Origin of the sequence: Actinomadura kijaniata (assembly GCF_014138665.1) — a bacterium.
GTDB lineage: Bacteria > Actinomycetota > Actinomycetes > Streptosporangiales > Streptosporangiaceae > Spirillospora > Spirillospora kijaniata.
Genome location: NZ_JACJIA010000015.1, coordinates 40,057 through 66,373 on the forward strand (window position 1 = coordinate 40,057; position 26,317 = coordinate 66,373).

General features: G+C 72.4%; 22 protein-coding genes. 9 read left to right on the forward strand and 13 right to left on the reverse strand.

Annotated elements, in window-relative coordinates:
- Window positions 1-14: 14 nt before the first annotated feature.
- The 4 genes from alaS to HNR61_RS39175 form a co-directional block, all read right to left on the reverse strand.
- Window positions 15-2,696, reverse strand: coding sequence for an alanine--tRNA ligase (gene alaS, locus HNR61_RS39160; protein ID WP_182848210.1), 2,682 nt, complete (start codon window positions 2,694-2,696; stop codon window positions 15-17).
- Window positions 2,697-2,698: 2 nt separating this feature from the next.
- Complete coding sequence (locus tag HNR61_RS39165) at window positions 2,699-3,022, reverse strand: hypothetical protein (RefSeq protein ID WP_067815551.1); 324 nt, start codon at window positions 3,020-3,022, stop codon at window positions 2,699-2,701.
- Window positions 3,019-3,396, reverse strand: coding sequence for a DUF948 domain-containing protein (locus HNR61_RS39170; protein ID WP_376770302.1), 378 nt, complete (start codon window positions 3,394-3,396; stop codon window positions 3,019-3,021). Before HNR61_RS39170 ends, HNR61_RS39165 begins: the two co-directional genes overlap by 4 nt.
- A 192-nt stretch (window positions 3,397-3,588) precedes the next feature.
- On the reverse strand, window positions 3,589-4,869 hold the full coding sequence (locus HNR61_RS39175; RefSeq protein ID WP_246444806.1) for a replication-associated recombination protein A: 1,281 nt from the start codon (window positions 4,867-4,869) through the stop codon (window positions 3,589-3,591).
- A gap of 242 nt (window positions 4,870-5,111) precedes the next feature.
- Between HNR61_RS39175 and HNR61_RS39180 the strand changes: the two genes are divergently transcribed.
- The 4 genes from HNR61_RS39180 (at window position 5,112) to HNR61_RS39195 (ending at window position 7,701) form a co-directional block, all read left to right on the forward strand.
- Complete coding sequence (locus HNR61_RS39180) at window positions 5,112-5,564, forward strand: hypothetical protein (protein ID WP_182848212.1); 453 nt, start codon at window positions 5,112-5,114, stop codon at window positions 5,562-5,564.
- Between the two features lie 58 nt (window positions 5,565-5,622).
- The gene (locus tag HNR61_RS39185) at window positions 5,623-6,318 is read left to right on the forward strand and encodes a thioredoxin-like domain-containing protein (RefSeq protein ID WP_182848213.1); all 696 of its coding nucleotides are present in this window, start codon (window positions 5,623-5,625) and stop codon (window positions 6,316-6,318) included.
- 131 nt (window positions 6,319-6,449) lie between these two features.
- Window positions 6,450-7,064, forward strand: a complete 615-nt coding sequence (locus tag HNR61_RS39190) for a DUF305 domain-containing protein (protein ID WP_312898313.1) — start codon at window positions 6,450-6,452, stop codon at window positions 7,062-7,064.
- Window positions 7,065-7,137: 73 nt separating this feature from the next.
- Complete coding sequence (locus HNR61_RS39195; protein WP_182848214.1) at window positions 7,138-7,701, forward strand: TIGR03086 family metal-binding protein; 564 nt, start codon at window positions 7,138-7,140, stop codon at window positions 7,699-7,701.
- 31 nt (window positions 7,702-7,732) lie between these two features.
- Here the strand turns inward: HNR61_RS39195 and HNR61_RS39200 are convergent, their stop codons facing one another.
- Window positions 7,733-8,968 (reverse strand): DUF349 domain-containing protein, encoded by a 1,236-nt coding sequence (locus HNR61_RS39200; protein WP_312898314.1) that lies wholly within the window; start codon window positions 8,966-8,968, stop codon window positions 7,733-7,735.
- A gap of 85 nt (window positions 8,969-9,053) precedes the next feature.
- Window positions 9,054-9,830 (reverse strand): peptidylprolyl isomerase, encoded by a 777-nt coding sequence (locus tag HNR61_RS39205; protein ID WP_182848216.1) that lies wholly within the window; start codon window positions 9,828-9,830, stop codon window positions 9,054-9,056.
- A gap of 292 nt (window positions 9,831-10,122) precedes the next feature.
- Between HNR61_RS39205 and HNR61_RS39210 the strand changes: the two genes are divergently transcribed.
- Genes HNR61_RS39210 through aspS form a run of 3 tightly spaced genes read left to right on the forward strand, consistent with a single transcriptional unit; the run spans window position 10,123 to window position 13,852 of the window.
- Entirely contained in the window at window positions 10,123-10,818 is a 696-nt protein-coding gene (locus HNR61_RS39210) for an MBL fold metallo-hydrolase (protein ID WP_182848217.1), read from the forward strand.
- Window positions 10,819-10,829: 11 nt separating this feature from the next.
- The gene (gene hisS, locus HNR61_RS39215; RefSeq protein WP_182848218.1) at window positions 10,830-12,098 is read left to right on the forward strand and encodes a histidine--tRNA ligase; all 1,269 of its coding nucleotides are present in this window, start codon (window positions 10,830-10,832) and stop codon (window positions 12,096-12,098) included.
- Complete coding sequence (aspS, locus tag HNR61_RS39220) at window positions 12,095-13,852, forward strand: aspartate--tRNA ligase (protein ID WP_182848219.1); 1,758 nt, start codon at window positions 12,095-12,097, stop codon at window positions 13,850-13,852. Before hisS ends, aspS begins: the two co-directional genes overlap by 4 nt.
- Before the next feature lie 70 nt (window positions 13,853-13,922).
- On the opposite strand, the gene HNR61_RS39225 is transcribed toward aspS, so the two are convergent.
- Genes HNR61_RS39225 through HNR61_RS39235 form a run of 3 tightly spaced genes read right to left on the reverse strand, consistent with a single transcriptional unit; the run spans window position 13,923 to window position 17,499 of the window.
- The gene (locus HNR61_RS39225; RefSeq protein WP_067815527.1) at window positions 13,923-14,519 is read right to left on the reverse strand and encodes a GTP-binding protein; all 597 of its coding nucleotides are present in this window, start codon (window positions 14,517-14,519) and stop codon (window positions 13,923-13,925) included.
- On the reverse strand, window positions 14,500-14,877 hold the full coding sequence (locus HNR61_RS39230) for a DUF742 domain-containing protein (RefSeq protein WP_067815526.1): 378 nt from the start codon (window positions 14,875-14,877) through the stop codon (window positions 14,500-14,502). The genes HNR61_RS39225 and HNR61_RS39230 overlap by 20 nt, the downstream gene beginning before the upstream one ends.
- 6 nt (window positions 14,878-14,883) lie before the next feature.
- Complete coding sequence (locus HNR61_RS39235) at window positions 14,884-17,499, reverse strand: sensor histidine kinase (protein WP_182848220.1); 2,616 nt, start codon at window positions 17,497-17,499, stop codon at window positions 14,884-14,886.
- A 313-nt stretch (window positions 17,500-17,812) separates the two neighbouring features.
- On the opposite strand from HNR61_RS39235, the gene HNR61_RS39240 reads away from it, so the two are divergent.
- Window positions 17,813-18,943 carry an ABC transporter substrate-binding protein gene (locus HNR61_RS39240; RefSeq protein WP_220510345.1) on the forward strand — a complete coding sequence of 377 codons (1,131 nt, stop codon included), beginning with the start codon at window positions 17,813-17,815 and terminating at the stop codon, window positions 18,941-18,943.
- Between the two features lie 37 nt (window positions 18,944-18,980).
- Entirely contained in the window at window positions 18,981-20,030 is a 1,050-nt protein-coding gene (locus HNR61_RS39245; RefSeq protein WP_067815524.1) for an LLM class flavin-dependent oxidoreductase, read from the forward strand.
- Window positions 20,031-20,105: 75 nt separating this feature from the next.
- Here HNR61_RS39245 and HNR61_RS39250 read toward each other — a convergent pair whose 3' ends face one another.
- The 4 genes from HNR61_RS39250 to secD form a co-directional block, all read right to left on the reverse strand.
- Window positions 20,106-22,280, reverse strand: coding sequence for a RelA/SpoT family protein (locus tag HNR61_RS39250; protein WP_220510346.1), 2,175 nt, complete (start codon window positions 22,278-22,280; stop codon window positions 20,106-20,108).
- A gap of 456 nt (window positions 22,281-22,736) precedes the next feature.
- Window positions 22,737-23,261 carry an adenine phosphoribosyltransferase gene (locus HNR61_RS39255; RefSeq protein ID WP_182848223.1) on the reverse strand — a complete coding sequence of 175 codons (525 nt, stop codon included), beginning with the start codon at window positions 23,259-23,261 and terminating at the stop codon, window positions 22,737-22,739.
- Between the two features lie 113 nt (window positions 23,262-23,374).
- Window positions 23,375-24,544: a protein translocase subunit SecF gene (gene secF / locus HNR61_RS39260; RefSeq protein ID WP_182848224.1), complete on the reverse strand. Its 1,170-nt coding sequence runs from the start codon at window positions 24,542-24,544 to the stop codon at window positions 23,375-23,377.
- Between the two features lie 2 nt (window positions 24,545-24,546).
- Window positions 24,547-26,265: a protein translocase subunit SecD gene (gene secD, locus HNR61_RS39265; RefSeq protein WP_312898315.1), complete on the reverse strand. Its 1,719-nt coding sequence runs from the start codon at window positions 26,263-26,265 to the stop codon at window positions 24,547-24,549.
- Between the last annotated feature and the right edge of the window lie 52 nt (window positions 26,266-26,317).

Consider the following 26,317-nt stretch of genomic DNA (forward strand, 5'->3'; position numbering starts at 1 on the left):
GGCGGGCCCGTCGCTCACGCGGCCCCTACGGCTCGTTCGACGGCGGCCAGCGCCTCACCGATCTTCCCGGTGTCGGCGCCTCCGCCCTGGGCGAGGTCGTCCTTGCCGCCACCGCCGCCGCCGAGGGTCTTGGCGGCCAGGCCGACCAGCGCGCCGGCCTTCAGGCCGCGCTCGCGGGCGCCCTCGCTGACGGCGATCACCACGACGGGACGGTCCTTGGGCGCGCCCGCCACCATCACGACGGCGGGGCGGCCCCGCAGGCGGCCGCGCACGTCCACGGCCAGCTTGCGCAGGTCGTCGGCGCCGGTGCCGTCGGGGGCGCGGTGCCCCACGAACGCGACGCCGTTCACGTCCGCGGCGCCCTCGGCCAGGGACCCGGCGACGGCCAGGACCTGCTGGGAGCGCAGCTTCTCCAGCTCCCGCTCGGCGTCGCGCAGCCGCGTGACCAGGCCGCTGACCCGCTCGGGCAGCTCCTCCTTGCGGGTCTTCAGCTGCTCGGCCAGCTGGCTGACCAGCACGTTCTCCTTGGCCAGGAAGCGGAAGGCGTCGATGCCGACCAGCGCCTCGACCCGGCGCACGCCCGCGCCGATCGACGACTCGCCCAGCACCTTGACCAGGCCGAGCTGGCCGGACTTGGCGACGTGGGTGCCGCCGCACAGCTCCAGCGAGTAGTCGCCGATCTCCACGACGCGGACCTCGTCGCCGTACTTCTCGCCGAACAGGGCGAGCGCGCCCATCGAGCGGGCCTCGTCGATGGAGGTGTGGAACGCCCGCACGTCCAGGTCGTTGATCAGGACCGCGTTGACCTCGTCCTCGACGTCGCGCAGCACGCTGGCCGGGACCGCGCCGGAGGCGGTGAAGTCGAACCGGAAGCGGCCGGGCGAGTTCTCCGAACCGGCCTGCGCGGCCGACTCGCCGAGGGCCCGCCGGAACCCGGCGTGCACCATGTGGGTCGCCGAGTGGGAGCGGGAGATCGCGTGCCGGCGCTCGATGTCGATCTCGGCCTGGGCCTGGTCGCCGACCTGGACCTCGCCGACGCGGACCCGGCCGCGGTGCACGATCAGCCCGGTCAGCGGGGACTGCACGTCGTGGACGTCGACGACCGCGCCGTTGCCGAACCGGATCCGGCCGTGGTCGGCGAGCTGGCCGCCGCCCTCGGCGTAGAACGGGGTGCGGTCCAGCACGATCTCGACGTCGGCGCCCTCCCCGGCGGCGGGGACGTTGGCGCCGTTGACCAGCACGCCGACCAGGCGGGCCTCGCCGTGCACGCTGTTGTAGCCGATGAAGTCGACCTTGCCGCCCGCCGAGGTGAGCAGCTCGTCCAGGACCGAGACGTCCAGGTTGCCGGTCTTCTTCTCGCGGGCGTCCTTCTTGGCGCGTTCCCGCTGCTCGGTCATGAGGCGGCGGAAGCCGTCCTCGTCGACCTTCAGGCCCTGCTCGGCGGCCATCTCCAGGGTCAGGTCGATGGGGAAGCCGTAGGTGTCGTGCAGCTTGAACGCCTGGTCGCCCGCCAGCACCTTCCCGCCGGTCCGCCGGGTCTCCTCGACGGCCGTGTCGAAGATCGTGGTGCCGGTGCGCAGCGTCTGGAGGAAGGCCTCCTCCTCGGCGTCGATGACGGTGTGGATGTTGGCGGCGGTGCGGATCAGGTCGGTGTACTGCTCGCCCATCGCCTTGATGGCGACGTCGGTGAGCTCGTGCATCAGCCCGGCGTCCTGGCCGCCCAGCAGCCGCAGGTTGCGGATCGAGCGGCGCAGCAGGCGGCGCAGCACGTAGCCGCGGCCCTCGTTGCCGGGGCGCACGCCGTCGGAGACCAGCATGGTGCCCGCGCGGACGTGGTCGGCGATGACGCGCAGCGACACGTCGGCGCGCCCGTCGGAGCCGTAGCGGGTGCCGGTCAGCTCGGCGGCGCGGTCGAGGATGCGGCGCAGGGTGTCGGTCTCGTAGATGTTGTCGACGCCCTGCAGGATCGCCGCCATGCGCTCCAGGCCCATGCCGGTGTCGATGTTCTTGGCCGGCAGCGGCGCCTCGACGTCGAAGTCGACCTTGGAGCGGACCTCGCTCAGCATCTCCTGCATGAAGACCAGGTTCCAGACCTCCAGGTACCGGTCCTCGTCGGCCTCGGGGCCGCCCTCGCGGCCGAACTCAGGGCCCCGGTCGTAGTAGATCTCCGAGCAGGGGCCGCCGGGGCCGGGCACGCCCATGTGCCAGTAGTTGTCGGCCAGGCCGCGGCGCTGGATGCGCTCCAGCGGCACGCCGACCTTGTTGTGCCAGATGTCGATGGCCTCGTCGTCGACCTTGTCGCCGTCCTGCAGGACGGTGACCCACAGCTTCTCCTCGGGGAAGCCGAACCCGCCCTCGGCCTGGGGCCGCGTCAGCAGCTCCCAGGCGAACGGGATCGCGCCCTCCTTGAAGTAGTCGCCGATGGAGAAGTTCCCCAGCATCTGGAAGAACGTGGCGTGCCGCGTGGTCTTGCCGACCTCGTCGATGTCCGGGGTCCGCACGCACTTCTGCGCGCTGGTCATGCGCGGGGCGGGCGGGGTGCGCTGGCCCAGGAAGTACGGCTTGAACGGCACCATCCCGGCCGGAACCAGCAGCAGGGTCGGGTCCTCGGCGACCAGGCTGGCCGAGGGCATCACGGTGTGCCCGTTCTCTTCGAAGAACTTGAGGAAGCGGCGGGCGACCTCTGCCGACTCCATGATCAGTGGCCATCCTTGTCGTCGTCGATGATCGTGTATCGCGCCTTCAGGACCCGGCGCGGCCGGGGTCCGTCGGGCGGCTCGGGCGGGGCCTGGTCCATCTGGACGGCCTCGCGCAGTTCCTGTTCCCGCGCCCGCATCTCGGTACGGACGTCCGTGGCGAAAAGTTTCAACCGCTGCCCGGTCGTCTGCCCGGCGGTGACCGCGCGGGCGGCGACGCCCTCGGGGGACCAGGCCTCCACCACGCGTTCCACCTTCTTCTTCACGCGGTGGGTGGCGTAGACGCCGGCGCCGGCGCCGACCGACAGCCAGAACAGCCGCTTCACCTGCGCCCCTTCCCGTTCTGCCGGCCGGTGAGCTCGGGACGGCCCGAGTGGCCGCCGTCCCTGGTGTTGCCCAGCGCCCTGCGCACGCCGTAGGAGAAGGCGGCGGCCTTCACCAGGGGCCCGCCGACGACCGAGGTCATCACGGTGGTGACGGCCGAGACGTTCTGGGTGACGCCGGCGACCTGCTTGGTGATCACGTCGGTGCGGCCGAGCTGCTCGTTGGCGCGCCGCACCGTGCGGTTCATGTCGTCCAGCAGCGGCCCGGCCTGCTCGCCGATGTCGCGGACCACCTCGCTGGCCTCGCCGAGCAGCCGGGCCAGGCGCAGCAGGGTGTAGGCGACGAAGGACACGAGCACGGCCCAGAACACGGCCACGATGAGGCCTGCCAGTTGTCCACCAGTAAGCATCAGGGCTTTTCCGTTCGCTGTGTCGAGTCCGGCCGGGCCGGTCCGGTCGGTCCGTTCCGTGGGGAACGACCTTACCGTGGGCGACGGTCGGGACCGTGCCGGGCTCGGACCGGCGTGGGGAAGGTTATCGGTCCATGGTCCCCGATGGCGGGACCGCGCTCAGCCCTTTTTCCCGCCGGGCTCCGCGCTCCGCGCTCCGCGCAGCACCGACCGGATGCGGGCCAGGACCTCGGTGAAACGGGACTCCGCGCCGTGCCGGGTGGGGCGGTAGTACTCGCGTCCGTGCACCGCGTCGGGCGCGTACCGCTGGCGGACCACGCCACCGGGGTGGTCGTGGGGGTACTTGTACCCCTCGCCGTGCCCGACGCGCGCCGCCCCCTTGTAATGCGCGTCACGCAGGTGGCCCGGCACGGGCCCGGCCAGGCCCTTGCGGACGTCGCCCAGCGCCCCGTCCACCGCCATGATCACCGCGTTGGACTTGGGGGCCAGCGCCAGGTGGATCACGGCCTGGGCCAGGTTGATGCGGGCCTCGGGCAGCCCGACGAACTCCACGGCCTGGGCGGCGGCCACGGCGGTCTGCAGCGCGGTGGGGTCGGCCATGCCGACGTCCTCGCTGGCGTGCACGATCAGCCGCCGGGCGATGAACCGGGGGTCCTCCCCCGCCTCGATCATGCGGGCCAGGTAGTGCAGCGCGGCGTCCACGTCGCTGCCCCGGATGCTCTTGATGAACGCGCTGATGACGTCGTAGTGCTGGTCGCCCTCGCGGTCGTAGCGGACGGCGGCCCGGTCCACGGCCCGCTCCAGCACGTCCGCGTCGATCACGCCGCCGTCGGGGACGACCAGGGCGGCGGCCTCCAGGTAGGTGAGCGCGCGGCGGGCGTCGCCCCCGGCCAGCCGGATCAGGTGGTCCTCGGCGGCCGGGTCGAGGGTGGCCGCGCCGTTCAGCCCGCGCTCGTCGGCCAGCGCGCGGCGGACCACCTCGCGCAGGTCGTCCTCGTCCAGCGGCTCCAGGGTGAGCAGCAGCGACCGGGACAGCAGCGGGCTGATCACCGAGAAGAACGGGTTCTCGGTGGTCGCGCCGATGAAGGAGACCCAGCGGTTCTCCACGGCGGGCAGCAGCGCGTCCTGCTGGGCCTTGCTGAACCGGTGGATCTCGTCGACGAACAGCACCGTCTGCCGCCCGGCCACGCCCAGCTCGCGGCGGGCCAGGTCGATCTCGGCGCGGACCCGCTTGACGCCGTCGCTGACGGCGGAGATCTCCACGAAGCGGCGGCTGGTGACCTGGCTCACCACGGTCGCCAGGGTGGTCTTGCCGGTGCCGGGCGGGCCCCACAGCACCAGCGACATCGGCGCGTCGCGGTCCACCAGCTGGCGGATGGGGGTGCCGGGGCCGAGCAGGTGCGCCTGGCCGACGACCTCGTCCAGGGAACGGGGCCGCATCCGCACCGCCAGGGGCTGCCGCTCGGGGGCGGGCCGGCCGGAGGGCGCGTCCGGGGCGGGCGGCGCCTCCCGGTCGCCGTCCCCGGTCGGGTCGTCGAAGAGCGTGCCGGTCACGGTCCGACACTATCTCGCCGCACCGACACTGCCGGTAATCTCCTCTTCGTTCCGATCGCCGGGAACCTCCCGGCGGGGCGCGGCGTTGAAACCGCGCGGAACCCTTCGACCAGAGGTGATCACAGGACGTGACGGGACCGGCGTCTCGGCTGCGGCACAGCCGGCGCCACGGGCTGGCGGGACTGCTCGTGGCGCTGTTCGTCGTGGGCGGGCTGGTCTTCAGCTACGGCCTGGAGCACGCCCCGACGATCCGCTGGTGCACCGCGCACTCGCTGGACGCCCCGTTCGGGGCCGACGCCCCCTCCGGCCACCGGGCGGAGGGGGCCGGACCGGCGCTCGGGGCGGTCGCGGCGGCCGGTCTCCCGACGCTGCACGAGCCGCCGGTCCCGGTGCCCGCCGACCCCGTGGACGCCTGCCTGTGCCTGGCGGTGCTGCTGTCGATCATGGTGATCGGGATGGCGGCGCTCCCCCGCCGGATCCGGTCCCGGCTCCCGGCCCTCGCCGGCCCGCGGGCGGCTCCCCCGGCGCGGGGCGCCCCGCTCCCGCCGTCCCTCAGTTCCCTCCAGGTGCTCCGGCTGTGACGGGCCGCGCCGCACGGCGCCCCGTCCCGTCCGAACGAGCACCCATGAGGGGATCACCATGTCCAACGCCAAGCTGTCCAAGAACAACAAGCCGTCCAAGAACGCCAAGCCGTCCAAGAACACCGGGTCGGCCAAGAACACCGGGTCGGCCGGGAGCAAGCGCCCGGCCAACCGCAACGGCCGCCCGGCCAAGAACGCCCTGAACCAGCGGCACGTGCCCTGGGGCGGCATCGCCTTCTTCACCGTGATCGGCCTGGTCGCCGCCGTGGCGATCACCTTCGCGTTCCTGCAGTCGCGGCCCTCCTCCGGCGGCTCGATCGCCGGGCTGGTCGAGAAGGGCGACCTGAGCCGCGACCACACCCAGAACGCCGTCACCTACGACACCGCCCCGCCGATGGGCGGCGCGCACGACCCCATGTGGCAGAACTGCGACGCCCGCGTCTACGACCGGCCGCTGCGCAACGAGAACGCCGTCCACTCCCTGGAGCACGGCGCGGTGTGGATCACCTACCGGCCCGGCCTCGCCGCCGACCAGGTCGAGCGGCTGGCCACGAAGGTGCGGACCACCGACTACACGCTGATGAGCCCCTACCCGGGCCTGGACGCGCCGATCGCGCTGTCGGCGTGGGGCAGGCAGGTCAAGGTCCAGGACGCCGCCGACCCGCGCGTGGACGCGTTCCTGAAGGCCTACGTCAAGGGCCCGCAGACCCCCGAACCGGGCGCGGCCTGCACCGGCGCCAAGGACCAGGCGTGAGCGGGCCGCGGGGACGCGGCGCCGTCCGGACCGACCCGCGAGCACAGCGGGCCGGGTGGGAGCCGAGCGACCGGAGCGACGAGGGAAGGCGGCGCCCACCCGGCGTTCCGGAGGCGAGCGGGAAGCACGGCGTGAGGCGGCGGGCCAACGTGATCGTGGCCGTCGTCGTCCTGGTGGCGGCGGCCGTGTTCGCCGGGATGGCGGCGTTGCGATCCGGGGGGCCGGCGGCCGACGGTCCGGAGGCCGGGTTCGCGCGCGACATGAGCGCCCACCACGCCCAGGCGGTGCGGATGGCGTTCACGGTCCGCGACAAGACCCGCGACCCTGGTCTGCGGACCCTGGCCTACGACATCGCCACCACCCAGCAGGCGCAGATCGGCATGATGACGGCCTGGCTGGACGAGTGGGGGCTGCCCAAGACCGACCCGGCCGGGCCGATGCGCTGGATGCGGGGCCACTCCGGGCACCCGGCCGCCCCGGCCGCGGCACCGGCCGCCATGCCGGGGATGGCCACCCGCGAGCAGCTCGACGGGCTGGAGCGGGCCTCCGGCCGGGACGCCGAGATCCGCTTCCTGCGCCTGATGGTCGTCCACCACCGGGCCGGGGTGGACATGGCGCGCGCCGTGCTCGACCGCACCGGCCACGAGCGCGTGCGGCGGCTGGCCCGGAGCATGGTGGACGGCCAGCGCTCCGAGATCGACCTGATGACCGCGATGCTGCGCGAACGCGGGGTGAACGGCGCCTGAGGGTTTCGGTGACCCGTGACCGGCTTGCCCATTGCGCTTGACAGGAGGGGCCGGTCGCGGGTCACTGGGCGCCATGGGTCAGGAACCAGGCGGTTACCGGAGGGCGCTGGATCTGTTCGAAGGGGTGGTGTGCGGCGTGCCCCGGGACGGCTGGGACGCCCCCTCGCCCTGCGAGGGGTGGACGGCGCTGGACGTGGCGGGGCACGTCATCGCGGGGCAGTACCGGATCAGGGCGCTGGCGCTCGGGGCGCCGCCGCCCGGTCCGGCCGACGACCCGCGCCGCCATGTGGCCGGGGACGCGCTCATGGCCTGGCGGACCGCCCGCAAGGAGTGCGCGGCGGCGCTGACGCCCGAGGCGCTGCGCCGGCCCGTCCCGGTCGGCTCCCTGGGGGAGCTGCCGCTCGGCGACTACCTGGGCGCCTACATCCTGGAGCCGCTGGTGCACGCCTGGGACCTGGCGCGCGCCACCGGGCAGCCGACCCGGCTGGACCCCGACCTGGTGCACCACGCGTTCGCGACCGCGCACGTGGTCGCCGCGCCGCTGCGGGCGGCCGGCCGGCTGGGTCCGGCGCTGCCCGCGCCGCCCGGCGCCGACGAGCAGACCCGGCTGCTCGCCTTCCTCGGGCGGAGCGCCTGAGGGGGCGGGCGGCCGGGCCCGGGAGAGCGGATCAGGAGAACTCGGCGAGCGTGCGCTCGGCCTCCTCCAGCCAGGCACGACGGGCGGTCAGCGCCTCCTCGGCGTCCCGCACGTCCTTGTCGCGTCCGGCCTCGCGGGCCTTGGCCAGCCGCTTCTCCAGCTGCTCGATGGAGCTGCGCAGCTGGTTGACGGTGGCCTCGGCGCGGGCGCGGGCCTCGGGGTTGGTGCGCCGCCACTCGTTCTCCTCGGCGGTGCGCACGGCCTCCTCGATCTTGCGCAGCCGGCCCTCCAGGCGGTCGCGCTGGTCGCGCGGCACCATCCCGGCGGCCTCCCAGCGCTCGTGGATGCCGCGCAGCGCGGCGCGGGCGGCGCGCACGTCGGTGACCGGCAGCAGCTTCTCGGCCTCGGCCAGCAGCTGCTCCTTGACCTCGGCGTTGCCCTGGAACTCGGCGTCGCGCTCGGCGAACGCGGCCGACCGGGCGGCGAAGAAGGTGTCCTGCGCGCCCTTGAACCGGGCCCACAGCTCCTCCTCCACGTCCCGCGCGGCGCGGCCGGCGGTCTTCCAGCGGCGCATCAGCTCGCGGTAGGCGGCGGCGGTCTCGCCCCAGTCGGTGGAGCCGCTCATCGCCTCGGCCTCGGCGACCAGGCGCTCCTTCTCCTTGCGGGCCTGGTCGCGCTGGTCGTCCAGGGTGGCGAAGTAGGCCTTGCGGCGCTTGGTGAACGCGTTGCGCGCGGCCGACAGCCGCTTCCACAGCGCGGTCTCGGTCGGCCGGTCGATGCGGTCGGCGGCCTTCCACTCCTCCACCAGCTGGCGCAGCCGCTCGCCGCCGTTCTTCCAGTGCGTCTCCTCGGCCGCGATGCGCTCGGCCTCGGCGACGATGCGCTCCTTGACCTCGCGCGCCTCGTGCCGGGCGTGCTCGCGCTGGGCCCGCACCTCCTCGCGGCGGCGGTCGACCAGCGCGGTCAGCGCGTCCAGCCGCCGGGCCAGGGACTCCAGGTCGCCGACCGCGTGCGCGTCGGAGACCTGCTCGCGCAGCCGGTCGATGCTGTGCTGGGCCTGCTGGGGCTGGAGGTCGGTGGTCTTGACCCGCTGTTCCAGCAGCCCGATCTCGGTGGCCAGCGAGTCGTACTTGCGCTTGAAGTAGGCCAGGGCCTCCTCCGGAGCGCCGGCCTGCCAGGACCCCACGACGCGCTCGCCGTCCGACGTCTTCACGTAGACGGTGCCGTCCTCGTCCACCCGGCCCCAGGGATCGGTCGCGCTGGACACGCTTGCCTCCTGTATCGCAGGTCCGATCGTGTTGGAGATCGTGCTCACATCCATCGGACCCTCCACACCTTAGTATCCCGTTCGCCTATTTCCCGACGATCGAGACGTCCTGGATCGTGACCTTCTTCTTCGGAGCGCCGGTTCCGTCCGGGCCGGGCTTGTCGATCCCGCCGGCGGCGACCTTCTCCAGTACGTCCATACCCTTGGTGATCTTGCCGAACACCGTGTAGTCGGGCGACAGCTGCGAGTCCCCGTACACGAGGAAGAACTGGCTGCCGTTGGTGCCGGGGCCGGCATTGGCCATGGCGAGGGTGCCCTTCTTGTAGGTGGCGCCCTCGGTGTTCTCGTTGCCGAACTGGTACCCGGGCCCGCCCTGGCCGGTGCCGGTCGGGTCGCCGCACTGGAGCATCTTCAGCCCCTCGCCGGTGGACAGGCGGTGGCAGAAGGTGTTCTTCCAGAAGCCCTTCTCGGCCAGGAACGCGAACGAGTTGGTCGCGCACGGCGCCTTGGCCCCGTCCAGCTCCAGCCCCACGTCGCCCTGGGCCGTCTTGATCGTGGCCTGCACCGGTCCGGTGTGGACGGGCTTGGCGGGCGGGGTGCCGAGGTTCTTGGGGGCGCCCTTCTCCTCCGCCCTGGTGTAGGTGCAGGCGCCCGCGGCCGCGGTGGTGTCCTTCTTGTCCTTCTTGTCGTCGCTCCTGGTCATCGCGTAGGCGACGCCGCCGCCGACGGCGATCACCGCGACCGCCACGCCCGCGCCGACGATCTTCACCCGGCGGGCGCGCGCGGCCTCGGCCTGCCGTCGCGCCTGCTGGCGCTCGTAGCGCTGCCGTGCGAGTTCCTTCTTGCGGTCCTTGGCCGCCACGGTGCCTGCCCTCCGCTGTGATCAGGTGAACGTGCAGCGCATAGTAGCGGTACCGGACGTTCCGCGCGCCGCGAGGTCCGGCGCGTTACCGATCCGGGGACGCCGCGGGCCGGGGCGCCCCGGCCGGCGGCGTCGACACGGCGATCGGCCTATCTCGTTCGCGGTGGCCAGGGCGGCGCCGGTACGCTCGGTGGACACCGCGCGCGGCCGGGCGCGACGGGGCCCGACGGGGCGCCGGGTCCCGGGCCCAGGGCGCGAGGTCCCCATCTGCTCGCCACAAGGAAGGACGACCGTGCTCGTCGCCGGGTTCCCCGCCGGATCGTTCGCCGCGAACTGCTATGTCGTGGCGCCCGCCGCGGGTGAGGAGTGCGTGATCATCGATCCGGGCCAGGACGCCGAGGCCGGGATCGAGGAGCTGCTGCGCGAGCACCGGCTGCGGCCGGTGGCGGTGCTGCTCACGCACGGCCATATCGACCACGTGTGGTCGGTGGCCCCGGTCTGCGGCGCCAGGGACGTGCCCGCCTACATCCATCCCGGCGACCGCGACCTGCTCACCGATCCGGCCAAGGGGCTGTCGCTGAACGTGGGGCAGCAGCTGTTCGGCGGCATCACGCTGAGCGAGCCGGACGACGTGCGGGAGCTGTCGGACGGGCAGGCGGTCGAGCTGGCCGGGATGTCCTTCACCGTCGACCACGCCCCGGGCCACACCCCCGGGTCGGTGACCTTCCGGACGCCCCCGAGCGCCGACGTCCCCGACGTGATGTTCACCGGGGACCTGCTGTTCGCCGGGTCGATCGGCCGCACCGACCTGCCGGGCGGATCGTACGAGGAGATCCTGCGCAGCCTGTCGCGGGTGTGCCTGACGATGCCGGACGAGACCGTCGTGCTGCCCGGCCACGGCCAGCAGACGACCATCGGGCGGGAACGCGCGACCAACCCGTTCCTGTCGGACCTCACGCCCGAGCACGGGCCCAACCAGGGATTCTGAGCCTAGAGATCATGAGTTCGAGCTTTCAGGCCCCCAAGGGGGTCAGCGAGTACGTCCCGCCGCGCGCGGACCTGTTCTACGCCATCCGCGAGGCGTTCGCCGAGCAGGCCCGGCTGGCCGGTTACGGCTATCTGGAGCTGGCGGTCTTCGAGGACACCAACCTGTTCCGGCGCGGCGTCGGCGAGTCCACCGACGTGGTGTCCAAGGAGATGTACACCTTCGAGGACCGCGGCGGCCGGTCGCTGACGCTGCGGCCGGAGTTCACCGCCTCGGTGCTGCGCGCGGTGCTGGAGAACGGCCTGCACAAGGAGGGCGCCCTGCCGGTCAAGGTCTGGACGACCGGCCCGGCGTTCCGCGCCGAACGCCCGCAGAAGGGCCGCTACCGGCAGTTCTACCAGCTCGACCTGGAGGCGATCGGCAGCGAGGACCCGCAGGTCGACGCCGAGACGATCGCCATCGCCGCCGGCTGGTACCGCAGTCTCGGCCTGACGCGGGTGCGGCTGCTGCTGAACTCGCTGGGCTGCAGGGAGTGCCGCCCCGCCTACCGGGCCCGGTTGCAGGAGTTCCTGCGCGGCCTGGACCTGGACGAGGCCACCCGCGCCCGCATCGAGATCAACCCGTTGCGGGTGCTGGACGACAAGCGCCCGCGGGTGCAGGAGCAGCTCGCCGACGCGCCGCTGATGGCCGACCACCTGTGCGCCGCCTGCAAGGCCCACCACGACCGGGTACGCGAGCTGCTGGCCGACCTCGGCGTCGAGTGGGAGGACACGCCGCGGCTGGTGCGGGGCCTGGACTACTACACCCGCACCACCTACGAGTTCGACCACCCGCTGCTGGGCGCGCAGTCCGGCATCGGCGGCGGCGGGCGCTACGACGGCCTGTCGGAGGACATCGGCGGCCCCGCGCTGCCGGGCATCGGCTTCGGGCTGGGCCTCGACCGCACCATCCTGGCGCTGGAGGCCGAGGGCGCGGAGTTCGCGCCCAAGCCTCGCTGCGAGGTGTTCGGGGTCGCGCTCGGCGAGACCGCCGAGCGCCGGCTGTTCGGTCTGGTCGCCGAGCTGCGCCGGGCCGGGGTCGCGGCGGACATGGCGTTCGGCGGGAAGAAGCTCAAGGGCGCGATGAAGGACGCCGACCGGTCGGGGGCCCGGTTCGCGATCATCCTGGGCGAGCGGGACCTCGCCGACGGCGTCGCCCAGGTCAAGGAGCTGGGCAGCGGCGAGCAGAGCGCCGTGTCTCTGAACAATGTCGCATCGGTCTTGAAGGAAAGGCTTTCACGATGATCCGCTCGCACGAGGCGGGGACCCTCCGCAGGGAGCACGCCGGGCAGCAGGTGACGCTGGCCGGCTGGGTGGCGCGCCGCCGTGACCACGGGGGTGTCACCTTCATCGACCTGCGCGACGCCTCCGGGGTCGCCCAGGTCGTCTTCCGCGAGGAGGACACCGCCCACGACCTGCGCGCGGAGTTCTGCGTGAAGATCACCGGCGAGGTGCGGGTCCGGCCCGCGGGCAACGAGAACCCCGAGATCCCCACCGGGGAGATCGAGGTCGCCGCCGCCGAGATCGAGGTGCTGTCGGAGGCCGCGCCGCTGCCGTTCCCGATCGAGGGCGACGCCAACGTCAACGAGGAGGTCCGGCTCAAGTACCGGTACCTCGACATGCGCCGCGAGCAGGTCTCCCGGGCGCTGCGCATCCGCTCCCAGGGCGCGCAGATCGTCAACCGGGTACTGGGCGAGCAGGGCTTCGTCAACGTCGAGACCCCTACCCTGACCCGCTCCACCCCCGAGGGCGCGCGCGACTTCCTGGTACCGGTGCGGCTGAAGCCGGGCCACTGGTACGCGCTGCCGCAGTCGCCGCAGCTGTTCAAGCAGCTGCTGATGGTCGGCGGGCTGGAGCGGTACTACCAGATCGCCCGCTGCTACCGCGACGAGGACTTCCGCGCCGACCGGCAGCCGGAGTTCACCCAGATCGACATCGAGATGTCGTTCGCCGAGCAGGACGACGTCATCAGGGTCGGCGAGGACATCGTGCGGGCGCTGTGGAAGGAGATCCTCGGCCACGAGATCGGGGAGATCCCGCACATCACCTACGCCGACGCCCTGGCGCGGTACGGCTCGGACAAGCCGGACCTGCGGTTCGGCAACGAGCTGACCGACATGACCGGGTACTTCGCCGACACCTCGTTCCGGGTGTTCCAGGCCCCCTACGTGGGCGCGGTGGTCATGCCGGGCGGCGCGTCGCAGACCCGCAAGGAGCTGGACGGCTGGCAGGACTGGGCCAAGGCGCGCGGCGCTCGCGGCCTGGCCTACGTGCTGGTGCAGGAGGACGGCTCGCTGGGCGGCCCGGTCGCCAAGAACCTGTCGGACGCGGAGAAGGCCGGCCTGGCCGCGAAGGTCGGCGCCGCGCCCGGCGACGCGATCTTCTTCGGCGCCGGCCGGCCGCACGCGACCCGCGAGCTGCTGGGCGCGGCGCGGCTGGAGATCGGCCACCGCTGCGGCCTGATCGACGAGAGCGCCTGGGCGTTCTGCTGGGTCGTGGACGCCCCGGTGTTCGAGCCGGTGGAGGACGAGAAGGGCGAGCGGATCGGCTGGACGGCGGTGCACCACCCGTTCACCGCGCCCAAGCCGGAGTTCGCCGACACGTTCGTGAACGACCCGGGCTCGGCGTTGGCCAACGCCTACGACATCGTCTGCAACGGCAACGAGATCGGCGGCGGCTCGATCCGTATCCACCGCGCCGAGATGCAGCAGCGCGTGTTCGACGTGCTGGGACTGAGCAAGCAGGAGGCCGAGTCCAAGTTCGGTTTCCTGCTGGAGGCGTTCAAGTACGGCCCGCCGCCGCACGGCGGCATCGCGTTCGGCTGGGACCGGACCGCCATGCTGCTGGCGGGCGGCGAGTCGATCCGCGACGTGATCGCCTTCCCGAAGGCCGCGTCCGGCTACGACCCGCTGACCGCCGCGCCGACGCCGATCACCGAGCAGCAGCGCGCGGAGGCCGGGGTGGACTTCGTCCCGGAGGAGGACGCCGCCGGGGCGTGATCCCGGGCGCGTGACGCGGAAAAGGGCCGGTCCCCTCCGGGGGGACCGGCCCTCTCGCGTTCCGGCCGGGTCACACCGGCTGGCGCTCGCCGAGCGCGATCAGATGCCGGACCAGGGCGGTCAGCACGCGTTTGGCCGAGTCGCGGTCGCGCGCGTCGCACATCAGCACCGGCGTCTGCGGGCCCAGGTCCAGCGCCTCGGCGACCTCCCGCTCGGTGTAGTCGTAGCCGTCGTCGAAGCGGTTGACCGCGACCAGGAACGGCACCTCGCGGCTCTCGAAGTAGTCCACCGCCGGGAAGCAGTCGGTCAGCCGCCGGGTGTCGGCCAGCACGACCGCCCCGAGCGCGCCGTGCGCCAGCTCGTCCCACATGAACCAGAACCGGTCCTGGCCGGGGGTGCCGAACAGGTACAGGACCAGGCCCTCGCGGATGGTGATGCGGCCGAAGTCCATCGCGACGGTGGTGGTGGTCTTGCGGTCCACGCCGGAGGTGTCGTCCACGCCGACGCCGCGTTCGGTCAGCACCTCCTCGGTGCGCAGCGGGCGGATCTCGCTCACCGCGCCGACGAACGTGGTCTTGCCGACCCCGAACCCGCCCGCCACCAGGATCTTGACGGCCAGCGGCATCAGCGTGGCGTCGGAGCCCGGGTCAGAGCCTTTCGAGTCCATGGAGCACCTCCCTCAGCAGCTTCTGGGTGACGTCCGGGGCGCGTTCCTCGGGCCGTCGCACGGCGATGTGGCCCCGGGTGAGCAGGTCGCCCAGCAGCACCCGCACCACGACCAGCGGCAGCCCGAGCCGCGCCGAGATCTCGGCGACCGACTGCGCGGTCCGGCACAGGTCGAGGATCGCCAGGTGCTCGGGGCCGATCTCGGGGCTGGGGGCGGGCCGTCCCACGGTCACCACCACAGTGATCATTTCGAGGTCCTCGCCGCGGGTGGCGGGCCGGGCGCGGCCCCCGGTCAGCGCGTACGCGCGCACCAGGGGTCCCGCCTCCTCGTCGAGCCATTCGCTGCCCGGACCGGTCATGGCCGATCACGTCTCCTCGTCGGGTCCGGCGTGCTCGGCGAACCCCGGGGTTCCCGGGACCCCCGGGGATCCCGGGGACTCCACGGACTCGGCGCGGCCCCGCCGGGTGCCGCGCTGGATCGCCGACATCATGGACCGCAGTTCCTCGGGCGACCGCTGGACCCGCGGGGGCTGCGGCCGGTCGGGGGCGGGCGGTGGTTCGGCCTCCCGGCGCAGCTGCGGCGCCATGCTGGCGCGCCGGACGCGCCGGGGCAGGTCGGGACGGGGGGCGTCGTCGCGCCGGGTGACGGCCGGGGGCCGGTTGCGGCGGGTGGGCCGGGACGGTGTGGAGATCTCGGGCGGCTCGTGCGGCTCGGAGCGCTCGGGCTGACCGGGGGTCTCCCCGGGTCCGGAGAACCCGGTGTTCTCGGGGTACGCGGCGGGCTCGTGGTACGCGGCGGGCTCGGGGTGTCCGGCCGGTTCGCGGTACCCGGGCGGTTCGGGGTATCCGGTGCTCTCGGGATACGCGGCCGGTTCGGGGAGTCCGGCCGGTTCGGGGAGTCCGGCGGGCTCGGAGAACGCGGTGACGTACCGCTCCGGGGGCGCGGCGGGCAGCTCGGGCGCGTGCCGGCGCCCGCGCACCACCCCGGCGGGGATCAGGGCGTCGGCGCCGCGCCGGGTCAGCGCGAACGGCGTGCGGTCCGCGCCGGGCCGCTCCGACAGCACGACCAGCTCGTCCGGCAGCAGCACGATCGCGGTGGTCCCGCCGAACGGCGAGGTCCGCAGCGTCACCCGGATGTTGTGGCGCTGCGCCAGCCGCCCGACCACGAACAGGCCGAGCTGGGCGCTGTCGGACAGGTCGAACTCCGGCGGCGCGGCGAGCCGGGCGTTGGCGGCGGCCAGCGCCGCCTCGTCCATGCCAAGGCCCCGGTCCTCGATCTCGATGCTGAACCCGTGGCCGACCAGCTCCCCGGTGACCTGCACGGTGGTGTGCGGCGGGGAGAACGCGGTGGCGTTCTCGACCAGCTCGGCCAGCAGGTGCACCACGTCGGTGACCGCCACCCCGGCGATCGCGGCCTCGGGCATCGGCGCGACCGACACCCGCGTGTAGTCCTCCACCTCCGAGGCGGCGGCGCGGGTCACGTCGATCACCTTCACCGGGTTGCGCCATCCCCGGCCGGGCGGCTGCCCGGACAGGATGATCAGGCCCTCGGCGTGCCGCCGCATGCGGGTGGCCAGGTGGTCGACGCGGAACAGGTCCTCCAGGTCGTCGGGGTCGGAGATGCGGCGTTCCATGGAGTCCAGCAGCTTGAGCTGCCGGTGCAGCAGCGTCTGGCTGCGGCGGGCCAGGTTGACGAACACCTCGCTGATGCCGCGGCGCAGCGCCGCCTCCTCGACCGCGCCCTGGATGGCGGTGCGGCGGGCGGCGTTGAACGCCTGCCCGACCTCGTCGATCTCGCCGGTGGGGAACGACAGCGGCGGGGCCTCGGCGGCCACGTCCACCTGCTCGCCGCGGCGCAGCCGGGAGATCACGCCGGGCAGGCGGCGGTCGGCCAGGTCCTGGGCCTCGCGGCGCAGCCCGGCCAGGTCGCGGATGACCGAGCGGGCCACCCACACCGCCAGCGCGACGGTCGCGACCACCGCCAGCAGGCCGAGCGCCCCGGCCAGCACCACGCGCAGCAGGATCGCGTCGGAGATCGGGCGGGCGCGGCGTTCGGCCTGCTCGGTCAGCGACAGCTCCAGGCCGCGCAGGCGGGTGAGGTTGGCGTCGGCGGTGGTCTTCCACCGCACCGGCAGGTCGGCGGCGACCTTGTTCATGCGGGCCGCGCCGACGATGCGGTCCTCCAGGTCGCGCAGCCGGGCGTACTCGGGGGCGCCGGTGACGCGGCCGAAGTAGGCGCGGTCGCCGGGCCGCAGCTCGGGCGCGGCCAGGCCGAACAGGGCGCGCTGGGTGCCGACGAGCTTGACGAACTCGGCGTGCTCGGCGCGGGTCAGCCGTCCGGCGGCCAGCGCCCCGGCCAGGTGGGCGTCCTCCTGGGACAGCGCCTCGCGGGCGCGGGCCAGGGCGAGCTGGTCGCGGGCGTCCTTGGCGACCTCGGGGTTGCCGATCGTGGACAGCGAGCCCTGGAGCGCGCCGATCCCCCCGATCAGCCCCGTGTAGTCGGCGAACGCCTGCGGCCGGGCGGCCGCGCCGGTGTCGATGGCCGCGCGCTTGTTGGCCAGGCCGTTCAGGCCGCCCAGGACCTCGTCGGCGAGCCGCCGGGCCTGCGCGGGCGCGGCCTCCCGCGCGCCCTGGTCGCCCACCAGCCGGCGGAACAGCGCGGCCTGCCGGTCGGTGACCAGGCGGCCCGACTCCATCGCGGCGCGGTCACCGGGGGTGCGGCTGCCGAGGAACACCAGCGTCAGGCGGCGTTCGACCTGCAGCGCGCTGCCGAGCGCGCCGGAGGGGTAGCCGAAGTGGTCCTGGACGGTCTTGACGTTGCGCAGGTTGAGGCCCTCGCCGAGGGTCACGCTCGCCGCGAACGCCCACAGCGTGGCGAGCGAGACCAGCGAGACCAGAACCAGCGAGACGACCTTGAAGCGGACGGTACGGAAGCGGGCGGCCCATGAGCGGGGCCGCCGACGAGTGTTGCGTGATCCCACTCAACGGTCCCTTGGCGGTTACGGAGACGGGGGGTACTGGGAGCTGTCGGTCACGAGAGACGAGAGCAGACCCTAGCAACAGTCCGTCCGTTTTTGGGACGATACACGGAGAGAGATCGATCATGCGATTCGGGTGACACGACCACCCCCCTTACCTCTACAATCCGGTCCGATGATCTTCCGGACCCCGCCCGAAGCCCGTGCACGTGTCGTCCCCTCCCGGCTCCCCCGGGGGCGACGCGTCCGACGACACCCCGCGCACGGAGCCGGCCGCGCCATCCGCCTGGCGGCGTTGCTCACGCTGCTGACGGCGGTGACCGCGAGCGCATGCGATGATTCCCCCGACGAGCAGGGCTCCTCCCCGCCCCGGCTCCCCGCCCAGCAGAGCATCGGCCCCGGTGAGGGCAAGCTGTCGCTGGTGGTGTGGGCCGGGTACGCCGAGGACGGCTCCACCGACCGGAAGGTGGACTGGGTGACGCCGTTCACCCGGGCCACCGGCTGCCGGGTGGAAGCCAAGATCGCCGACACGTCGGACGCGATGGTCGCGCTGATGCGGACCGGACGCTACGACGGTGTGTCGGCGTCCGGCGACGCCAGCGTGCGGCTGATCTACAACGGCGACGTCGCGCCCGTGAACACCGCGCTGCTCAGCAACTACGGCGACATCGCCGCGTACCTGAAGGACCAGCCCTACAACTCGGCGGGCGGCCAGATGTACGGCGTGCCGCACGGCTACGGCGCGAACATGCTGATGTACCGCACCGACCGGTTCCCCCAGGGCCTGGACTCCTGGAAGGTGATGTGGGATCCCAAGTCCCCCGCCGCCGGGAACCTGGCGGCCTACGACTCGCCGATCTACATCGCCGACGCCGCGCTGTACCTGAAGGCCCACCGCCCCGACCTCAAGATCACCGACCCGTACGCCCTGTCGGAGGAGCAGTTCGCGGCGGCGGTGGACCTGCTGAAGAAGCAGCGGCCGAACGTGGTGCAGTACTGGCACAGTTACCTGGACGAGATCCAGTCGTTCAAGGTCGGTGACATCCACGCCGGCACCGCCTGGCAGGTGACCGCCAACCTGGCCCGCGACGCCCGGGCCCCGGTCGCCACGGTGATCCCCCGCGAGGGGGCCACCGGCTGGTCCGACACCTGGATGGTCTCCTCCCGGGCCCAGCATCCCAACTGCATGTACCGGTGGATGAACTGGATCACCACGCCGAAGGTGCAGGCGCAGGTCGGGCAGTGGTTCGGCCAGGCCCCCGCCAACCCCAAGGCGTGCCGGTACACCGCCCCCGGCTTCTGCCGGGACTTCCATGTCGGCGACGCCGAGTTCTACCGGCGCATCTCGTTCTGGAAGACCCCCGTCAGGAACTGCGGCGACGACCGGGGCGACGCGTGCGTGGACTACGCCCGCTGGTCCCAGGCGTGGACGCAGATCAAGGGCTAGACCCCCTCCCATTCCCCCTACGAGGAAGGTCCCTTTCGTGAAGTTCAGCTACGCCATGCTTCCCGACTACCCGCTCACCGAGTCGCTGGCGTCGATCCGGCTGGCCGACGAGCTCGGCTACCACGCCGTCTACGCGGCCGACGAGCCCTGGCACAAGGACCTGTGGCTGCTGTTCGCGGCGGCCGCGGCGCAGACCGAGCAGATCAAGATGGGGCCGAGCGTGTCGGCGGTGACGCTGCGCGAGCCCACTCTGATCGCCCAGGCCGCCGCCACCCTGGACGAGCTGACCGGCGGCCGCGCCGAGGTCGTGCTCGGCTCGGGCAACTTCGGGGTGCTCGCCCAGTACAAGATCGACTGGACGAAGACCAAGCCGCTGACCCGCGTCAAGGAGGCCGTCGGGGTCGTCCGGACCCTGCTGGACGAGGGCACGATCACCCGCGACGGGGAGTTCTACTCCTACGACGGCCTGTTCACCTTCGCCCGCCCGGTGCAGGAGCACCTGCCCGTCAAGATCGGCGCGATGCGGGGGCCGAAGTCGTTCGAGGCCGCCGGTGAGCTGTCCGACGGCGTCCACCACGCCCTCAGCTACTCGCGGGAGGCCTACGAGTACGCCGTCAAGCACTTCCGGATCGGCGCCGAGCGGGCGGGCAAGGACTGGAAGAGCCTCGACATCGGCGCGTGGGTCGTGTTCGCGACCGGCCCCGACTCCGAGGCCGCCAAGCAGGCCGCGCGCAGCATGGTCGGCCTGTACGCCTCGGCGATGCCCGCCGAGCAGCTGGAGCGCAACGGCGTCTCCCCCGCCGACGTCGCCCCGATCATCGAGGCGATCGGCGCCGGCGACCTGGCCCGCGGCATCGAGCTGACCACCCCGGAGATCACCGAGAAGCTGTCGATCTCCGGCACGCCCGAGGAGGTCCGCGAGAAGATCGCCAAGGACATCGCGCCGACCGGCGTGAACCACATGATCCTGGCGATCACCGACTCGGCGCTGGTCAAGTCGTTCACCGGCCGCGAGCTGGCGGGCGTCCCCGACGTCGACACCCAGCTGCGGCTGGTGCACGAGCACGTGATGCCCGCGTTCCGGTAACGGGAGCACGGGAGGGAGCGCGCCCCGCCGGTCCTCCGGCGGGGCGTCGCCGCTCGAGGAGCGCTCAGGTGGCGCTCAGCGGTGCGCGCCGCTGGTGACGCGGTACACGTCGTACACGCCGTCGATCGACCGCACCGCCTTGAGCACGTGGCCCAGGTGCTTGGGGTCGCCCATCTCGAACGTGAACCGGCTGACCGCCACCCGGTCGCGGGTGGTGGTGACCGACGCCGACAGGATGTTCACGTGCTGGTCCGACAGGACGCGGGTGACGTCCGACAGCAGCCGCGGCCGGTCCAGCGCCTCCACCTGGATCGCCACCAGAAACACCGAGTCCTCGCCCGGCGACCACTTGACGTCGACGAGCCGGTCCGGCTGCTCCTTGAGCTGGGTGACGTTCGCGCAGTCGTTGCGGTGCACCGACACGCCGTGGCCGCGCGTCACGAAGCCCACGATGTCGTCGCCGGGGACCGGGGTGCAACATCGCGACAGCCGCACCCACACGTCCGCGTCGCCGTCCACGACCACGCCCGGGTCGGCGGACGGACGGCTGCGCTTGCGGCGCGTGGGGACCGCGATCTCGGCCAGGTCCTCCTCGGCGCTCTCCACGCCGCCCAGGGCCTCCACCAGGCGGTGCACGACCGCCTGCGCCGAGATGTGGCCCTCCCCCACCGCCGCGTACAGCGACGACACGTCCGGGTAGCGCATGTCGCGGGCCAGCGCCAGCAGCGCCTCCCCCGACATCATGCGTTGCAACGGCATGTTCTGCTTGCGCATCGCGCGGGCGATGGAGTCCTTGCCCGACTCGATGGCGGTGTCGCGGCGCTCCTTGGAGAACCAGTGCTTGATCTTGTTGCGGGCGCGGGCGGACTTGACGAAGTTCAGCCAGTCGCGGCTGGGCCCGGCGTCCTGCGACTTGGAGGTGAAGATCTCGACGGCGTCGCCGTTGTCGAGGGTGGACTCCAGCGGCACCAGGCGGCCGTTGACGCGCGCCCCGATGGTGCGGTGCCCGACCTCGGTGTGGATGGCGTAGGCGAAGTCGACCGGGGTCGCGCCCTGCGGCAGCGCCATCACGTCGCCCTTGGGCGTGAAGACGAAGACCTCCGACACCGACAGGTCGAAGCGCAGCGACTCCAGGAACTCGGCCGGGTCGGCGGTCTCCTTCTGCCAGTCCAGCAGCTGGCGCAGCCACTGCATGTCGCCGGCCTTGCGGCCGCCGACCGTCTCCTCCTTGTACTTCCAGTGCGCCGCGACGCCGTACTCGGCCCGCCGGTGCATGCCCCAGGTGCGGATCTGCAGCTCCACCGGCTTGCCCTCGGGCCCTATCACGGTGGTGTGCAGCGACTGGTACATGTTGAACTTCGGCATCGCGATGTAGTCCTTGAACCGGCCGGGGACCGGGTTCCATCGCGCGTGGATCGTGCCGAGGGCGGCGTAGCAGTCGCGGACGCTGTCGACCAGGACCCGGATGCCGACCAGGTCGTAGATGTCGTCGAACGACACGTCCCGGGCGATCATCTTCTGGTAGATCGAGTAGTAGTGCTTGGGCCGTCCGGTGACGGTGGCCTTGATCCGCGAGTCGCGCAGGTCCGCCGACACGTTCTCGATCACTTCCTGGAGGAAGATGTCGCGGCGGGGGGCGCGTTCGGAGACCAGCCGGGCGATCTCGTCGAAGCGTTTGGGGAACAGGGTGGCGAACGCCAGGTCCTCCAGCTCCCACTTGAGGGTGTTCATGCCCAGGCGGTGGGCCAGCGGCGCGAACACCTCCAGGGTCTCGCGGGCCTTCTTCTCCTGCTTGTGCCGGGGCATGTAGCGCAGGGTGCGCATGTTGTGCAGCCGGTCCGCCAGCTTGATCACCAGGACGCGGATGTCGCGGGACATCGCCACGACCATCTTGCGGACGGTCTCGGCCTCGGCGGCGTCGCCGTACTTGACCTTGTCGAGCTTGGTGACCCCGTCCACCAGCGCCGCGATCTCGTCACCGAAGTCGGAGCGCAGCTCCTCCAGGGTGTACTCGGTGTCCTCGACGGTGTCGTGCAGCAGCGCCGCGCACAGCGTCTCGGTGTTCATGCCGAGCTCGGCGAGGATGGTGGCGACGGCGAGCGGGTGGGTGATGTAGGGGTCGCCGCTCTTGCGCTTCTGGTGGCGGTGGTAGTGGGCGGCGACGTCGTAGGCGCGTTCGATCAGTCGCAGGTCCGCCTTGGGATGCGTGTTGCGGACCGTCTTGATCAGTGGTTCGAGTACCGGGTTCATGGTGGGTCCGCGTTGGGCGCCCAGCCTGGCGAGCCTGCGGCGCACCCGGGCGGCGGAAGGTGGGGTCGTGCCCGGCGTCGGCCGGGCCTGGTCGGCGGAGGACGCCGGAGACTGGGCCGGTGGCTTCGCCGGCGGCCGGGGCCGGGGCTGCTGCGTCGACTGCTGCGGGGGCTGCTCCGGTGGCGACTCCGCCGCCCGGGCCGGTGGTGGCTGGTCCGGTGGCCGCTGGTCCGGTGGCTGCTGGTCTGGCGCCGGGGCCGGTTCGGCGGGCGCGGGGGAACGCTCCGGCGCCCTTTCCGCCGGAGGCGCGGCCCCGTTCACCGCGTCGGTCGATACCACCTCACCGGGCACCCAGCCTCCCCAGACTGTGTGGGCGCGCGGCCCTGTCCCCCCGGCGGGTAGCGCCCGTCCCCACCGGACCCTGCTGGCGCCAGTCTATCCGGCGCCTTTTTCGCACTAGACCGTAACCAGTGAATGGACGTCCAAATCACCCAGACGGTCCCGGCCGTGGAGGAACGAGAGCTCGATCAGCACCGACAGCCCCACGACCTCGCCGCCGCCGCGCCGGACCAGCTCGGCGGCCGCCTTCGCGGTACCGCCGGTGGCCAGCACGTCATCGACGATCAGTACCCGGTCGCCGGGCGAGAACGCGTCGACATGCATCTGGATCGTCTCGGTCCCGTACTCGAGATCATAGGTCTCCTCGTACGTCCGCGCGGGCAGCTTTCCCTTTTTCCGCACCGGGACGAAGCCCGCGCCGAAGTGGTAGGCGACCGGGGCGGCCAGGATGAACCCGCGCGCCTCGATCCCGACGATCTTGTCGATGGTGCCCCGGCCGTGGTGGTTGACGATGGCGTCCACCACCCCGGCGAACGCGACGTGGTCGGCCAGCAGCGGCGTGATGTCCTTGAACATCACGCCGGGCTTGGGGTAGTCGGCGATGTCGCGGATGCGGTCGTTGATGAGGCGGTCGAGGTCCATCGGGCGCGCTCCCCCAGGGGGTCGGTGGTGGTCGGTGTTCGGGAACCGCGACGGCCGCGCCCACCGGGGTGGGCGCGGCCGTCGGTGATCCTTCCTGCACAGAGCCTACGGCGTCACTTGCCGCGGCGCTGCGTCCGGGTGCCGCGTTTGGGCTGCTGGCGCGGCCCGGTCTGGACGACCTTGCGGACGGTGACGCCCGCCGCGGCGTCGTCCCGCTCGTCCGCGGCCGGGCCGGCCGGGGTGGTCGCGGGCTCGGCGACCGGCGCGTCGGGCTCGGTCCCCTCCCCGGCGCCGGTCGCCTTGGCCAGCCTGCCCTGCCGCTTGCCGCTGGCCTCGCGGCGGGCGATGTTCTGGCGGAGCTGGACGTACCTGGGCTCGCGCTCCTTGAGCTGGACCAGCAGCGGCGTCGCCACGCAGATCGACGAGTAGGTACCGACGATCATGCCGACGAACAGCGACAGCGACAGGTCCTTCAGCGTGCCCGCGCCGAACAGCGTGGTGCCGATGAACAGGATCGCCGCGACCGGCAGGATCGCCACCAGCGAGGTGTTCAGCGAACGCACCAGCGTGGACGACAGCGCCTGGTTGGCGGCCTCGCTGTAGGTGATCTTGGAGGTCGGGGTGAGCGGTTTGGTGACCTCCTTGATCATGTCGAAGACCACGACCGCGTCGTACAGCGAGTAGCCCAGAATCGTCAGGAAGCCCAGCAGGGTCGCCGGGGTGACCTCGAACCCGGACCAGGCGTAGATGCCCGCCGTGATCACCAGGTCGTGGACCAGCGCGACGATCGCGGCCAGCGCCATCCGCCACTCGAAGGCGACCGACAGGTAGGCGATGATCAAGATCATGAAGACGATCAGCGCCTGCCAGGCCTTGTTGGAGATCTCACCGCCCCACGAGGCCCCGACGACCTGGGTGCTGACCTTGTCGGCCGGAACGTTCAGTTCCTTGGCGATGTTCTCCTTGACCTCGGTGACCTTCTGCGAGGGGAGGCTCTCGGTGGTCACCCGCCAGTCGCCGCCGGCCTGCTGCACGATCGCCTGGTGCGCGCCGCCGCCGGTGACGGCGCCGCGGACCTGCTCGATCGACTGGCCGGAGTTGCCGAAGGTGAAGACCGAGCCGCCCTTGAACTCCACCCCGAGGTTCAGGCCCTGGAAGACCAGTCCCGCGATGGAGAACACCAGCAGCAGGCCGGAGATCGAGTACCACAGCTTGGGCTTGCCGACGATGTCGGCGCTGACCTCGCCCCGGTAGACGCGGGCGAGTACCGCGCGAAACGCCATGATCAGGCCTCCTGACCGGTCGGGCGGACGGACGCCGCCGGGGTCGCCTTGTGCAGCCGGCGCGGGTCGAGGCCGGACATCGGGTGCCCCTTGCCGAAGAACTTGGTCCGCGACAGCAGCGCCACCAGCGGCTTGGTGAAGAAGAACACCACGACGATGTCGATCAGGGTGGTCAGGCCCATCGCGAACGCGAAGCCCGCCACACCGCCGACGGCCAGGAAGAACAGCACCAGCGCGGCCAGGAACGTCACGGCGTCGGCGACCAGGATGGTGCGCCGGGCCCGCTTCCAGGCCGTCTCCACCGAGGGCCGCAGCTTGCGTCCGGCGCGCAGCTCGTCACGCAGCCGTTCGAAGTAGACGATGAACGAGTCGGCGGTGATGCCGATCGACACGATCAGACCGATGATGTGCGGCAGCGACAGCCGGAAGCCCATGTTCTCACCGAGGATCACCACCGACAGGTAGGTGATGCCCGCCGCGACCACGAGGCTGGCCACCGCGACCACGCCGAGGCCCCGGTAGTAGAACAGGCAGTACAGCACGACCAGCACCAGGCCGATCGCGCCGGCGATCAGACCGCCGCGCAGCTGGTCCGAGCCCAGCGTGGAGGACACCTCGTCGATGGAGGACTGGGTGAACTCCAGCGGCAGCGCGCCGTACTTCAGCACGTTGGCCAGGTCGGTGGCGTAGGTCTGGGTGAAGCTCTCGGGCGGGCCGTCGATGCTGGCGGTGCCGCCGGTGATCGCGCCCCGCTCGATGGTGGGCGCCGAGACGACCTTGCCGTCCAGCACGATCGCGACCTGCGAGCGCGGGGTGCCCTGGCCCTGCTCCTGGAACGCCTTGTAGGCGTCGGTGGTGACCTCGCCGAACTCGCGGGCGCCCTGGGACTTGAAGCGCAGCTGCACCGACCAGCTCGCCTGGCCCTGGGTGGCGTCCGGCGGCATCGCGTTGGCCTCGGCGACCTGCTCGCCCAGCACCCGGACCGGGCCGAGGATGTACTTGGCGACCTGCCCGCGCTCCTCCTTCTGGTCGCAGGCGGCGACCCACTTGCGGTTGGGGTCGTTGGCGCCGGACACCGTCTTGTCGGACCGGTAGCAGTTCAGTTCCTCGAACTGCTTGATCACGGCCTTGTCGTCGATGCCGGTGTAGTCCTGGCCGGGGTTGGCGATCGGCGGGACCTGGAGGTTCGGCGTGCCGGACGGCGACGGCGAGGCCTTCGGCGTGCCGGACGGCTTGGGCGTGCCCGTGCCGGACGGCGACGCGCTCGACGACGGGGACGGCGCGGCGGCGGTCAGCGCCTCCGACAGCGCCCGCCCGCGCGGCGTCGAGGAGGCCGACGGCGTCGCGCTCGGCGAGGGCGACGCCTTCTTGTCGTTCTTCTTCTTGCCGTCGGTCGGGGTCGGCGCCGGCGCCGCCGTGAGCGGCTTGCCGTCGGCGGCCGCGTACACCTGCCGGAACTGGAGCTTCGCCGTGGTTCCGATGAGCTGGACGACGCGGTCCTGCCCCTCGCCGGGCACGTTCACGACGATGTTGCTGCTGCCCTGCTTGGCGACCTCGGCGTCGGACACGCCCAGACCGTTGACGCGCTGCGTCATGATCTTGACGGCCTGGTCCATCTGGGTCGCGGGCGGGGCGCCGCCGCTCCCGGTCTTGGCGGTGAGGGTGACGGTCGTGCCGCCGGCGAGGTCCAGGCCGAGCTTCGGGGTCAACTGCCCCTGCATGACCATCACACCGGTCAGGACCGCCAGGACCGCGAAGAGGGCGAGGAGGGTG

What these genes read in the sequence shown, in the direction of transcription:
- HNR61_RS39195 (WP_182848214.1), top strand. Translation starts at nt 7,138, where the DNA reads ATGGGTCAGGAACCAGGCGGTTACCGGAGGGCGCTGGATCTGTTCGAA.
- HNR61_RS39255 (WP_182848223.1), bottom strand. Translation starts at nt 23,261, where the DNA reads ATGGACCTCGACCGCCTCATCAACGACCGCATCCGCGACATCGCCGAC.
- alaS (WP_182848210.1), bottom strand. Translation starts at nt 2,696, where the DNA reads ATGGAGTCGGCAGAGGTCGCCCGCCGCTTCCTCAAGTTCTTCGAAGAG.
- hisS (WP_182848218.1), top strand. Translation starts at nt 10,830, where the DNA reads ATGAGTTCGAGCTTTCAGGCCCCCAAGGGGGTCAGCGAGTACGTCCCG.
- aspS (WP_182848219.1), top strand. Translation starts at nt 12,095, where the DNA reads ATGATCCGCTCGCACGAGGCGGGGACCCTCCGCAGGGAGCACGCCGGG.
- HNR61_RS39175 (WP_246444806.1), bottom strand. Translation starts at nt 4,869, where the DNA reads ATGCGGCCCCGTTCCCTGGACGAGGTCGTCGGCCAGGCGCACCTGCTC.
- secD (WP_312898315.1), bottom strand. Translation starts at nt 26,265, where the DNA reads ATGCAGGGGCAGTTGACCCCGAAGCTCGGCCTGGACCTCGCCGGCGGC.
- HNR61_RS39230 (WP_067815526.1), bottom strand. Translation starts at nt 14,877, where the DNA reads ATGACCGGTCCGGGCAGCGAATGGCTCGACGAGGAGGCGGGACCCCTG.
- HNR61_RS39225 (WP_067815527.1), bottom strand. Translation starts at nt 14,519, where the DNA reads ATGGACTCGAAAGGCTCTGACCCGGGCTCCGACGCCACGCTGATGCCG.
- HNR61_RS39185 (WP_182848213.1), top strand. Translation starts at nt 5,623, where the DNA reads ATGTCCAACGCCAAGCTGTCCAAGAACAACAAGCCGTCCAAGAACGCC.
- secF (WP_182848224.1), bottom strand. Translation starts at nt 24,544, where the DNA reads ATGGCGTTTCGCGCGGTACTCGCCCGCGTCTACCGGGGCGAGGTCAGC.
- HNR61_RS39250 (WP_220510346.1), bottom strand. Translation starts at nt 22,280, where the DNA reads ATGAACCCGGTACTCGAACCACTGATCAAGACGGTCCGCAACACGCAT.